Genomic DNA, 12,735 nt, shown 5'->3' with positions numbered 1-12,735 from the left:
AAAACATATGAAAAAACATTTGATAAAATTTTGCATTGAAATTTGAAAGCGCTTCCTGTAGACTGTTGTTAATTAGTTAGATCGATCTACTTATTGGATCGATCTAATAAAAAGGCGATAATGTATGCGCTTACTAATATGGGGAGGCGTAAATGTGAAGAAAATGGGGTTAGGTTTAACTGTGGCCGCTGGAGCATTTTTAATTTCCGGCTGTTCTCCAGAAGTTTCTGGAAATCAAAGTGATGAGCCAAAAAAAATGAGATTGGCTGTAGCAACTTCAGAAGACAGATCGTTAACACAGGGATTATATGAGTTTCAAGAAATTGTGGAAGAAGAAACTAATGGCGAAATAGACGTTGAAGTTTATCCGAGTGGAGTGCTTGGGGGCGACCGGCAGGTATTGGAGGGCATGCAGCTCAATACAATTCAGGGAACCACGGTCTCTACTGGACCGGTAGCGCAGTTTGCACCTATTTTTAATCTTTTTGATCTGCCTTATTTATTCGAGGACCGTGAAACAGCTCATGAAACGCTGGATAGTTCTATCGGGGAGGGTCTACTGGAAGAATTACCGGAGCAGAACCTCGTTGGACTTAACTATTGGGAAAATGGTTTCAGGCAATTAACAAACAGTCAACGCGAAATCGATTCTTTGGAAGATGTACAGGGGCTTGATATCCGGACATTGGAAAATGATCTGCACCTGCAGCTTTGGAGTGAACTCGGAGCGAATCCGACACCGATGAGTTACACAGAGCTTTACGTAGGGCTGGAGCAGGGAACGGTAGATGGCCAGGAAAACCCGGTAGGAAACGTAGTGAATGACAACTTTTATGAGGTGCAGCCATATTTAACGGAAACTAATCACGTGTATAATGCGAGCTTGTTCGCCCTTAGTAAGCCTTTTTGGGATTCACTGTCCGATGAAGAAAAAACGATAGTGGAGGAAGCGGCGGACGAAGCAAAGGAATATCAAAGAGATTTGAATGAAGAAGAAAGCGAAGAAGGAATTGATTTTCTGGAAGAGCAGGGAGTGACGGTGACTGAATTATCGGATAGTGAAAGAGAGAATTTTGCAGAAGCAGCCCAGCCGGTATATGACACCTTTACGGAAGAGCACGGAAGTGAAGAATTGGATCGTATTAGAAACCGGGCTGAAGAAGCTGGAAATTAACAGAGCAGGAGGTGAAGCAGGATGAAAATAGTCAAATGGCTGGACCGCCATATCGAAGAAGTTCTACTAATAGTTCTAAGTACAGTAATGCTTGGAATAATTGGTGTTCAAATTTTCATGAGGTTTATCCTGGGGAGTTCGCTTGGCTGGTCGGAGGAACTGGCGCGGTATTGCTTCATATGGCTGGTTTTTGTAGGAGTAAGCTATGGAGTAAAGAAACAGCGTCATATTAAAGTAGATGTTGTATTGCTGTTGTTAAAGGAAAAAGGAAAAGTTGTACTCAACATGGTATCAAATATCATCTTTTTGCTTTTTGCAGTAAGTATTGCAGTATACGGTTTAGGCATTTCCTTTCAAATATTTGGGTGGGGGCAGCTCTCGCCTTCATTAGGTGCTCCAATGGGAGCGGTATATCTGGCTGCTCCTGTAGGGATGCTGCTTACGGCTGTTCGTATTATGCAGCAGATTATTAAACAAATAAAGTATCTGAAGGGACACAATGTAGACGAAAGAGAAATCATAAGTGACCGTATGATGGATAACTATGGTATAGAAGAGGAAGAGGCAATGCCAGAGCAACGATCCGCATCAGGTCAGTATAAAAAGAAAGGAGAGGGAGTATGACAGCTACAGTACTTTTTGGAAGCTTTGCAGTCCTGCTGGCGTTAAGTGTACCGATCGGAATAGCATTGGCGATTGCTTCATTGATTGTGCTAATAAGCACCCAGGTGCTGCCTCCAGAATTTCTTGCTCAATCACTAATAACTTCTGTGGATTCCTTTGCCATAATGGCAGTTCCGTTTTTTATCCTGGCCGGAGAGGTTATGAGTAAAGGCGGTGTGTCTGCGCGGCTTTTTCATGTAGCCGAAACACTTGTTGGTAATAAAACCGGTGGCTTTGCCATGGCCACAATTATCACCTGCATGTTTTTTGCGGCTATTTCCGGTTCGGGGCCTGCCACTGTAGCAGCTATTGGAGGAATCATGATCCCCTCAATGGTACGAATGGGATATGATAAAAAATTTGCTACTGCGTTAGTAGCTGCAGCTGGTTCTTTAGGGGTAATCATCCCTCCAAGTATCCCAATGGTAATGTACGGTGTTACTGGTGGAGCTTCGGTAGGAGACTTATTTATAGGGGGGATTATCCCGGGCATTGTGGTAGCAGCCGGTTTAATGGTCTATGCCTTTTACTATTCCAAAAAACAAGGGTACGTGGGGAATGGTGTTCCCTTTGACATAAAAGAGTTTGGCAGGTCAGTTTGGGATGCCAAGTGGGCTCTTTTAATTCCAATCATTATACTCGGAGGAATATACGGTGGTATTTTCACTCCCACAGAAGCTGCAGCGGTAGCTGCCATTTATGGTATTATTGCAGGAATGTTCTTATATAAAGAATTGAAAATCAAAGACATGCCTAAAGTAATGGCTGATGCAGCCTTGACTACAGCTACAGTGTTGATCATTGTAGGAGCAGCTACTGCTTTTGGCCAATTGATGACTATCGCACAAATACCAGGCCAGATCGCTGACTTCTTACTGGGTATATCTAATAACACTATAGTTATTATTTTACTTATCACCCTGATTTTATTGATTATTGGCTGTTTCATGGATACTCTGGCCGCCATCATTATACTAACCCCGCTATTGCTTCCTATCGCGACAGAAATTGGTTACGATCCGGTGCATTTCGGTATTATTATGGTCGTCAATCTGGCGATTGGCTTTATTACACCGCCTTTAGGAGTGAATTTATTTGTAGGCTCAGGAATATCAGGTCTTTCAATGCAGTCATTATCCAAAGCGGTCTTACCGTTTTTCGTTGCCATGCTGGCAACGTTGATGATTATTATCTTTATTCCACAGCTGACCACAGTATTCCTCGGAGAGTAAAGGAGCAAAATAATGAGAGAAGTTATTGTAAACATTGACAGCAAGCAGACTATCAGTGAATTAAGTAATTTGCTGCAGCCGTTCAAAGCGGAGGTTTATTTAAGAAAAGCATCAGAAGGTAACGTACAGGAAATTAATTTGAAAAGCTTTTTAGGGCTTGTGTCAACTCGTTTGGAAAATGGGGAAAGAGTTTATCTTTTAGCAGAAGGTGAAGATAAAGAAAAAGCCCTGGACGCCGTAGAAGAGTATTTATCGTAAAAGGAAGGCAGGTTTTCCTGCCTTCCTTTACTAATGAAGCAGGTGCTGAATTGACAGGTATTCAGCACCTGCTTCATTATAATAGTTAGATTGTTAATGACGGATGTAAGAGGGTGAAGGCATTGAACAAAAAACGAGTCACATTAAAGCAGGTGGCAGAACATGCGGGAGTATCGCGGGCTACGGCTTCTTTGATTGTCCGGAACAGTCCGAGTATATCTAAACCAACAAGAGAAAAAGTTCTTCAATCCATGGAAGAATTAGGCTATGTTTACGACCGGGTAGCAGCAAACTTAAGAGAGCAGCGGTCAACTACTATAGGCTTAATTATTACAGATATTTCAAACCCATTTTATTCAGAGCTTTTAGTAGGAGTGCATGAAACGCTGGAAAAAGAAGGATATACAATCCTGCTTGGAACAACATTTGATTCTGAAGAAAAACAGCGGAAGCTTCTTTCTACAATGATGGAGAATCGTGTAGGAGGCGTTATATTATGCCCGGTTTCAGATACTTCCATGACTGATATCGATTCTCTGAATAAATGGCAGCTTCCGTTGGTTTTAGCAGTTCGGGAAATTGATGGTTTGGTAAGCGACTACGTTGGAGTTGATTATGAGCGCGGGGCTTACCTGGCTACAAAACATTTGCTCGAGGAAGGCCATAGAAAGATTGCTTTTGTAGGGGGAGGAGCAGAGTCACTGGCCTGGAAGGATAGAGAAAATGGATACATGAAAGCCTATAAAGAATGGGGTAAAGAACTTGATACCTCTTTAATTGAAGCAGGAACAACAGATCGAAATGGAGGCGTACATGCAATTAAAAGCATATTCAATAAGGGTAAACAGCCTACTGCGGTTTTTTGCTTTAATGACACAGTAGCTTTTGGTGTACTTGAAGAACTTAGGAACCAGGGGAAAACTCCAGGTAAAGATGTAGCAGTAGTAGGTTTTGATGACGTGCCGGAAGCGGAGGCCCTTTCCTATCCTGCTTTAACCACAGTTTCCTCCTACCCAAAAGAAATAGGAGCCCGGGCAGCTGCCTTATTGAAAGAACAGCTTGAAAGCGATGAAAGAGACAGGAAAAGGATTATTCTTGAACCAGAATTAATCGTGAGAAAATCAACATTTCCACTCCCAAAATAAAAAAACGGCTTCTCATGGAGAAGTCGTTTAATCGTACATATCCCAGGCCATTTTTAGTGAGTCTGTTAAATAATCAGCTACATCTTCCGCCGGCAGCTGATCGATGGTGATTTTAGAATTATGATCGGCGTAAGTGCCCTGCCGCTTATAAAATAATTCTTCTATTTCCTCGATGCTCTTTCCCTGCAGAACCGGCCGGTTGCCCATTATGAGGTGCAGCCTTTCCTTCCAGGAGTCCCAGGACATATCTAAATAAAAGACAGTGCAGTTGTTTAGGCAGAGGTTGCGGATTTCTTCCTGCATGAAAGCACCCCCGCCTAAAGAAATCACCTTTAAGCTTTGTGTGGAATACTTGCGGACCAACTCTTTTTCCTTCTCACGAAAAGCGGGTTCGCCGATTAATTTAAATACTTCAGGAACAGGCATGCCATATTCCTTTTCTATTTCTTCGTCGATATCAACAAAGCTTCTGTAAAGCTTCTTAGCGACTAGTCTTCCGACAGTAGTTTTACCCACTCCCATAAAGCCGATGAACACTATGCTTTTTTCTCGTAAAGATCGCTCTGTCATAATATCTGCACTCTTTCATTTGTATTGAATTCGTTTTAAAATGTACCGCGATTATAATACATGTTTGCTGTCACTTACAACTATATCATATAAACAGCTGTAAGCAGTAAGCGATGACGATAGTGAAAAGAATATAGCCCGAAGCAAACGGCAGGTTCCACAGGCCTAATCGGTAAGGGTTCACATTTAAATAGTTTCCCACCAGGGAAACCGAAATATTAAAGGGACTGTACATAACCGGACTTAAGCTGCTCACTATTAATACTAAAGCTAAAGGTACAGGGCTTAAATCCGGCAGGGAGGGGGCGATAATTTCTGAGAGGAGAATTACCGAAACCAGCGGGTGAAAGCCTACAAAGCTTGAAACGATGAAATAAATGCCTATCGCCAAATAGAAATAAAATACCTGGTCATGCAGAGCGGTAAAGGCGTACTGCAACGTATCAAAAACAGGAGTTTCTGCAAGCATCTGAACAAATAAACCGGCACTTAAAAACATAAAAAAGAAATTGGCCATGCCTTTGGTGCGGTTCTGCCATTGTTTTACGGCAAAAATGGTATATCTTCGCAGCCTTCGAATAATCATTGACCAAAAAAAAGATACAGGAGCAATGAATAAAACTAAAGTAAACAAGTAATCATAACCAGTCCATCCGCTTGTAATACTTACACAGGAAACCAACAGAGCCAGCAAAAGTATTAAACTAAAAATTTTTCGCCTGATGAGAGAAGCGGAGGAAGAACTTTCCTGGTTCTGAGGAAAAGTAACAGAAGGAAATTTAAGAGATGAAGCAGCAATATCAAATACGATTACGACCATCACAATGGAAGCAATGGCTGGAAATACATGAATATATTCCTGGCCAGTTATGTTTAAAGCTGTAATCACCATAATTTCCAGCGGGCTCCATGCCAGGCACAAGGCGTAAGCTCGCAGCAAGTTTTGGGTATAGAACTTGCTTTTTACACGTTTCGAGGTATTTTTAAAAGTGCCATCAAGTGTACGCATCAAAACAGAAAAAGTAGCTATGTTTAAAAATAATCCAAGCACATGGCAAACAAAGAAACTCCGCTTATATAAATGCTTTATGTTTTTAACGCCCTGCTCAATAAATTTTCGGAGATTTCTATCGTATTTGCCCACCTGTATCAAGGAATTTAAAAAAGGAAGCATGTAAAAAAATGCGAGAATACTCATCATCGTCGTAAATGAGGAAAAATAAGCATTTAAGGAGAGGTCATTTAATATAAACAACAGTATACCAATAGTGTAGAAAATGAGTCCGGAATAAAAAAATAAACCTCGGGCATAGAAAAATGAAAGCAAAATAACAATATTGGCAAGAACGCCTAAAATAATAACTTCGCCCGGTATATCAACAAATTGAAAGGCAATATGAAGAATCACTAATAGTGAATAAATGACAAGGCGCATGAGTAGATCCCCTTTTAAGCTAAAAAAATGGTTGATGTTTTAATATATCTATCGTATCATAATGATAACGTTTACAAATTATAATTTTAGATCGATCTATACTAACAGCGAAAGCTGTTTTTAAATGAATGTTTATTAGATCGATCTAATAAAACGAGGTGAAAGGGATGCAGGAATTATTAGCTCAGCCTTTTATTGAAAACCATTGGTTGAAGAATGAAACTACAAAAGAAACGATTTATAACCCTTACAATGGAAAAAGTATTGGAAGCCAATATACCGCAAGCCTCGAAGATGTTGAAAAAGCTCTCCAGGCAGCTTATAAAGACAAAAAAGCAATTGAGTCTATTCCTTCTGGTAAGCGGGCGAAAATTTTAAAAGCAGCTGCACTACTGCTTGAAGAAGAGAAGGAAACGTTCGCCAAACTAATTGCTGAAGAACTGGGCAAGCCTCTTAAAAATACTAGAGATGAAGTTTCCCGCTCGATTGAAACGCTGGAACTTTCAGGGGAAGAAGCGAAACGGCTACACGGGGAAACTATACCAGGGGACGCATCAGAACGTGGAACGACGGCCATGGCATCCACGTACCGGGTTCCGGTAGGAGTCATCGCCGCTATTACGCCATTTAACGCTCCGCTCAACCTCGTCTGTCATAAAATTGGCCCAGCGTTCGCCGGGGGAAATGTCACTATTTTAAAGCCCGCTCCCCAGACAGCGTTGATCGCTACAGCGTTGTTAGATTTGATGCTGCGGGCGGGGCTTCCGGGAAATGCGGTTCATATGCTTTTAGGCGGCGTCGAAATTGGGCAGAAAATTGTGCAGGATAATCGGGTGAATGTTATTTCCTTCACGGGAGGGACCAAAGCGAGTAGAAATATTTGTGATACAGCGGGAATGAAAAAGGTTCTACTTGAACTTGGAGGCAATGCTGCTACGATAGTCCATCATGACGCTGACATTCAGGAAGCCGCAAAAATGAGTGCTAAAACCGGTAATAGTAACTCGGGTCAAAGCTGTATTTCAGTGCAGCGTATTTATGTGCACCGTTCGGCAATGAATGAATTTTCAGAAGCACTAAAAACGAACGTGGAACAGCTTCAATTAGGGGATCCTTTGGACGCTGCCACTGATATAGGCTCTCTTGTAGATGAAAATGCAGCAAACCGGGTGAAATCCTGGATAGATGAAGCTGTAGATGGAGGGGCTGAACTTTTAACAGGGGGAGTGCAGGACGGGGCTACGATCACTCCAACTGTGCTGTTGAATCCTAAGCATGAAGATAAAGTGGTGTGTGAAGAAGTTTTCGGACCGCTCATAAGCGTTATTCCTTATGACGATATCGATGAAGCGATCACCTGGTCTAACGACTCTGAATTTGGTCTTCAAACAGGGGTGTTTACTAAAAATATCGATCTTGCTTATAAAGTGGCCCATCAAATTGAAGCGGGCGGCGTAATTATCAATGGGACCTCGAACTTCCGGCTGGATCACTGGCCATACGGCGGCGTGAAAAACAGTGGTATTGGAAGAGAAGGCCCAAGGTTTGCCATAGAAGAAATGACTGAAATGAAGATGGTGGTCCTGCGTCTGCCTGCCAATGAATAAAGAAGATATGGAGTGGAGGTGCAAATATGAATGGTTTAACACTGGAGAGTCCTTCCCGGCTAAAAATAGTAGAAAATGATCAAGAGATTTTAAATGAAAATGATGTGCGCCTGAAAATTATTTACGGAGGTATCTGTGGTTCGGATCTTAGTGTGTATAACGGTAAACTACCGCACGCTGATTATCCGGTTCGCCCCGGGCACGAAATTTTAGGAATTATTGAAGAAACAGGAACGACAAGTCCTTACTCCACAGGAGAACGTGTAATCGTACAGCCTAATACGTATTGCGGAGAATGCGAATATTGTCTGCAGGGGAAAACCAATATCTGCCCATATAAAAAATCTCTTGGAATCAATGCGGACGGTGGATTTGCGGAGGAAGTAGTCATTGACAGTAAATATGTCATGCCTGTAGACCCCGGCATTACTGATAAACGGGCGATACTGATTGAGCCTCTGGCAGTAATTGTTCATGCTTTAAAAAAAGTGACAGTAAATGAAAAGAAAAAGGTAGCTGTCATAGGCTGTGGAACAGAAGGAATGCTCGCACTTGCTTTAGCTGATTATCTGGGCGGAAATGTCAGTGCTGTTGACATAAACGAAGACAAGCTTCGGAAAGTAAAAAGTAATTATGAATCGGTAAAAGTAAACTATCCCGAAGAGGTTAAAAACAGTTATTTCGATATTGTTATCGAAGCGGCAGGGACGAAGTCGTCGTTTGAACAAAGCATAGATATTGTTAAGCCGGGGGGTGAGATCGTTTGCGTAGGCATGACTCCTGAAGCACAATTGTCCGTTACAACACTTGTGCGTAAAGAAATAACCCTGTACGGCTCCATTATTTATAATGTGCCTGATGATTTTACGCAAACGATGGAGTATCTCAAAGCCTCAGCCTTGAACGTAGAACCGGTGATTTCTAAAATATTTCCTTTTCATGACTATCAGCAGGCTTATGACGAAGCTCTTTCAGGAAAACAAGGGAAAATAATTCTTCAATTCGGGGAGGAAAAATAAAATGAAAAAATTAGTTTCTAATCTGTTAGCTAAATATCTGGAAACCCGCGGAGTTGAACACGTATTTGGCTTATGCGGACATACAAATATCGCAGTACTGGCTGAACTCGAGAAAACGTCGGTGAAATTCGTGAATGTTCGCCATGAACAAATTGCTGCTCATATGGCAGACGGCTATGCCCGTGCGAAGAACGAGACTTCTGTTTTATTAAGCCACGTAGGGCCAGGACTTACCAACGCCTCTACCGGAGTAGCAAATGCTGCTCTGGATTCGATTCCAATGGTTGTTATTGCAGGAGATGTACCTTCTCATTACTATGGTAAGCATCCGCACCAGGAAATGAATATGCATGCCGATGCTTCTCAATATGAAGTTTACCGTCCATTTGTTAAAAGAGCCTGGAGAGTAGATCGCGAGGATCTGCTCCCGGAAATTATGGAAAAAGCTTTCCAATTGGCAGAAAGCGGCAATCCTGGTCCGGTTTTAGTGTCTGTACCGATGGATATGTTTTCTAAAGAAATTGAGGAGTCTTTATTTGAACAGCAAAAACGCCATACGAAAAAACTCCAGAAGCCTTCTTTGGATGAAGATACAGCAAGAGAAATTGTGCAGAAGCTAATCCAGGCAGAACAGCCGTTGCTCCACGTTGGCGGCGGCATCATGCTAGCCGATGCCTCAGATGAACTCCGGGAGTTTGCCAATCATTTAGGCCTGCCAGTTTCTCATTCTTTGATGGGTAAAGGCGCTATGTCAGACGATGACGATTTAACACTTGGCATGACCGGATTCTGGGGAACACAATTTATTAATGAGAAAACTAGAAATGCAGATTGGATAATGGCTCTTGGCACAAGGTTTGCTGAAGCTGACAGCAGTTCCTGGGAGGGAGAGTATACGTTCCAGTTTCCTCCAACAAAATTGATACACATCGATATTGATTCTTCAGAAATCGGTCGCAACTACCCGGTGGAGATTGGGGCAGTAGCTGATCTCAAACAAGCATTGCAGGCATTAATTAAAGCAGCGAAGGAAGAACTGCCGGAAGGTAAAGAAAACGCCGAATTGAAAAAAGAGATTAAAGAGTATAAACGTTCGTTTAACGAAGCTAATCAAAAGCTCGTAGAGGATGATCGTTTCCCAATGGTCCCTCAGCGGATTTTAGCTGAAGTGAGAAACGTGGTACCTAAAGATGCTTATATTACTACAGATGTAGGCTGGAACAAAAACGGCATGGGCCAACAGTTCCCAATTTATGAAGCAGGTTCGGTATTAACCCCAGGAGGTTACGCCACGATGGGCTTCGGTGCACCAGCAGCGTTAGGAGCGAAGGTGGCAGCTCCGGATAAAAAAGTTATTTCTCTCGTAGGAGACGGAGGATTTGGTCAAAACCCTGCACTTATGGCTACAGCAGTGGAAGAGAATATTCCGGTGGTATGGGTAGTAATGAACAATTCTTCATACGGAACGATAGCAGGATTGGAAAAGGCACACTTTGGCACTACCTACGGAACCGTTTTCGAGCGGGATGGCGAAAGCTACACGCCGGATTATGCAGCAATAGCCCGGGGATACGGGATAGAAGGAATTAAAATTGAAAAAGCGGAAGAATTCAAACCGGCTCTGGAGGAAGCTTTGGCCAGTGAAAAGCCTATAGTCATTGATGTTGCTATGATTAACGAGCCGGTACCGACAGATGGACACTGGAACATCATGGATATCTATTCGCCTGGAAAAAAAGTTCACCATGAGGGTGTTTGAACTATAAATTAGATCGATCTAATTTAATGTAGGAGGCATAATATGGAGCCGAAGTTCTCTTTAGCACATTTAACAGCTTTAGAATATAGCCCGCCAGAACTGACATATTTAGCTGCAAAAGCCGGTTTTGATTATGTTAGTATGCGTCCTATCTATATGGGGCTGCCCGATGAGAAAAACTACGATTTAGCCAACAATCGGGAAATGGACAAAAAGACTAAAAAAGCTTTACAGGAAACAGGCCTCGAACTGTTGGATATCGAATTGGCGAAAGTGGATAAAGGCATTGATTATAAAAATTACGAACCGGCCTTTGAAGTCGCAGCTGAACTTGGTGGCAAGCATGTATTAAGCAGTATATGGGTAGATGACGAAGACTTTGCCCTAGAGCAGTTTTCAAAGATATGTGACCTCGCAAATCAGTACAATTTAACTGTAGATTTGGAATATGTTCCGATAGCCAGCATAACGAACCTTTCAGAAACGGTAGAGATATTAAAAAAAGCAGATAAGAAAAATGCGGGTCTGATGATTGATGCCCATCACTTTTATAGAGCAGGAGATAAAGCGGAAGAATTAAGCGGTTTGCCAAGAGAGTGGTTCCATTACATGCATTTATGTGATGCACCGGGAGTCGAGCCTTCTTCTCAAGAGGAAATGACAAGGATTCTCCGGGAAGAAAGACCGTATGTTGGTGAAGGTGCCGCAGATATTTCCGGGCTGCTCCGGAATACGCCCAATGTACCGTATTCTCTGGAAATTCCCCATAGCCGGCGGGCAAAAGAATTGGGGTATGAAAATCACGCAAAAAAATGCTTGCAAACTGCTAAACAATACGTCAAAAATACTGTTTTTAGCGGCGAAAGCTAATATGCAGGGAATGGTACAGAGTGATTCCCGGGTTAATAATTCAGCCGGAGTGCAGCTAGCAGACACTCCGGCTTGTTTAAATTGTGCGGGCATTGATAGTAATGAAAATTACAATCGGCTACAATGGACAATAGAAGAAGGGGGTTTCTATGGTGAAAGAATTAAAAGTGAGAAATACGTTGTTAACAAACGAACGTCCATGTGTATGTGTTCCGCTTATAGGAATAAGTGAAAACGAGCTGCTTGACGAAACAAAGCACATTATTCAAAAAGAACCAGATCTGATTGAATGGCGGGCAGATTTTTTTGAAGATATTGGTGACTTTAAAAAAGTATTAGAGGTCCTTGAACAGGTAAGAAAAGAAATTGGAGAGGTTCCTTTGTTGTTCACGATTCGTTCTATACACGAGGGTGGACAAAAAATTGAATTAAATGAAAATGATAAAATTGAGTTGATGAAAAAAGTCTGTGCTACCCGCCACATAGATTTCATAGATTATGAATTAGAAAATAATCAGGAGTATATCGAAGAGGTTCAAAAAAATGCGGCGAAAAACAATGTGAAATTAATATTATCTTTTCACAACTTTCATCAAACTCCTAATGAAGAGGAAATGCTGGCTAAGCTTCATAAAGCGAGTAATAACAAAGCAGACATAGCTAAGCTGGCAGTGATGCCCAATAATATGACTGACGTCTTAGCTGTTTTGCAGGTGACAGAGAAAACAAATGATGAACTTGCTATTCCGGTGATTACTATGGCTATGGGCTCTGACGGAGCAATAACCAGACTCGCCGGATGGAAAACAGGCTCTTTATTTACTTTCGGCATTGGGAAGGGAAGTTCAGCTCCAGGTCAGGTGTCAATTGAATTGATTAAAAGTATGGAAGCTCCTTTGAAGTCTAATAAATAAATGAACCGGCGAAAGCCGGTTTTTATTGACTAATAAAAAGATAACGTTTACAATTAAGTGAATTGGTTAGCCCAATATTATATTTTCCG

The 12,735-nt window shown here is 41.9% G+C and carries 12 protein-coding genes; 10 read left to right on the top strand and 2 right to left on the bottom strand.

What is annotated here, in order from left to right:
• Positions 1 to 163: 163 nt before the first annotated feature.
• The 5 genes from ACTRXH_RS06165 to ACTRXH_RS06145 all read left to right on the top strand — a co-directional run bounded on the left by ACTRXH_RS06165 (position 164) and on the right by ACTRXH_RS06145 (position 4,472).
• Complete coding sequence (locus tag ACTRXH_RS06165; RefSeq protein WP_474261140.1) at positions 164 to 1,174, top strand: TRAP transporter substrate-binding protein; 1,011 nt, start codon at positions 164 to 166, stop codon at positions 1,172 to 1,174.
• Between the two features lie 21 nt (positions 1,175 to 1,195).
• Positions 1,196 to 1,798, top strand: a complete 603-nt coding sequence (locus ACTRXH_RS06160) for a TRAP transporter small permease (protein ID WP_474260949.1) — start codon at positions 1,196 to 1,198, stop codon at positions 1,796 to 1,798.
• Positions 1,795 to 3,069, top strand: coding sequence for a TRAP transporter large permease (locus tag ACTRXH_RS06155; RefSeq protein WP_474260951.1), 1,275 nt, complete (start codon positions 1,795 to 1,797; stop codon positions 3,067 to 3,069). Before ACTRXH_RS06160 ends, ACTRXH_RS06155 begins: the two co-directional genes overlap by 4 nt.
• A gap of 12 nt (positions 3,070 to 3,081) precedes the next feature.
• Complete coding sequence (locus ACTRXH_RS06150; protein WP_322526676.1) at positions 3,082 to 3,327, top strand: HPr family phosphocarrier protein; 246 nt, start codon at positions 3,082 to 3,084, stop codon at positions 3,325 to 3,327.
• 113 nt (positions 3,328 to 3,440) lie between these two features.
• Complete coding sequence (locus tag ACTRXH_RS06145) at positions 3,441 to 4,472, top strand: LacI family DNA-binding transcriptional regulator (RefSeq protein WP_474260952.1); 1,032 nt, start codon at positions 3,441 to 3,443, stop codon at positions 4,470 to 4,472.
• Positions 4,473 to 4,499: 27 nt separating this feature from the next.
• On the opposite strand, the gene ACTRXH_RS06140 is transcribed toward ACTRXH_RS06145, so the two are convergent.
• Both ACTRXH_RS06140 and ACTRXH_RS06135 read right to left on the bottom strand, forming a co-directional pair.
• Positions 4,500 to 5,042 (bottom strand): shikimate kinase, encoded by a 543-nt coding sequence (locus ACTRXH_RS06140; RefSeq protein ID WP_322526678.1) that lies wholly within the window; start codon positions 5,040 to 5,042, stop codon positions 4,500 to 4,502.
• A gap of 85 nt (positions 5,043 to 5,127) precedes the next feature.
• Entirely contained in the window at positions 5,128 to 6,477 is a 1,350-nt protein-coding gene (locus ACTRXH_RS06135) for a hypothetical protein (protein WP_474260953.1), read from the bottom strand.
• Positions 6,478 to 6,644: 167 nt separating this feature from the next.
• Here ACTRXH_RS06135 and ACTRXH_RS06130 point away from each other — a divergent pair, with 167 nt between their 5' ends.
• The 5 genes from ACTRXH_RS06130 (at position 6,645) to aroD (ending at position 12,646) form a co-directional block, all read left to right on the top strand.
• A complete protein-coding gene (locus tag ACTRXH_RS06130; protein ID WP_474260954.1) occupies positions 6,645 to 8,084 on the top strand; it encodes an aldehyde dehydrogenase family protein in 1,440 nt (479 codons plus the stop codon).
• 26 nt (positions 8,085 to 8,110) lie between these two features.
• Entirely contained in the window at positions 8,111 to 9,103 is a 993-nt protein-coding gene (locus ACTRXH_RS06125; protein WP_474260955.1) for a zinc-dependent alcohol dehydrogenase, read from the top strand.
• Position 9,104: 1 nt separating this feature from the next.
• The gene (locus tag ACTRXH_RS06120) at positions 9,105 to 10,862 is read left to right on the top strand and encodes a thiamine pyrophosphate-binding protein (RefSeq protein WP_474260956.1); all 1,758 of its coding nucleotides are present in this window, start codon (positions 9,105 to 9,107) and stop codon (positions 10,860 to 10,862) included.
• A 42-nt stretch (positions 10,863 to 10,904) separates the two neighbouring features.
• Entirely contained in the window at positions 10,905 to 11,732 is an 828-nt protein-coding gene (locus tag ACTRXH_RS06115; RefSeq protein WP_474260957.1) for a sugar phosphate isomerase/epimerase family protein, read from the top strand.
• A gap of 149 nt (positions 11,733 to 11,881) precedes the next feature.
• The gene (gene aroD / locus ACTRXH_RS06110; RefSeq protein ID WP_474260958.1) at positions 11,882 to 12,646 is read left to right on the top strand and encodes a type I 3-dehydroquinate dehydratase; all 765 of its coding nucleotides are present in this window, start codon (positions 11,882 to 11,884) and stop codon (positions 12,644 to 12,646) included.
• Positions 12,647 to 12,735 lie beyond the last annotated feature (89 nt).

This window comes from Marinococcus sp. LNHM5E3-2.1 (assembly GCF_056034365.1).
Note: the sequence above shows the minus strand (reverse complement) of the source record. Positions and strands in the feature narration are given on the sequence as shown.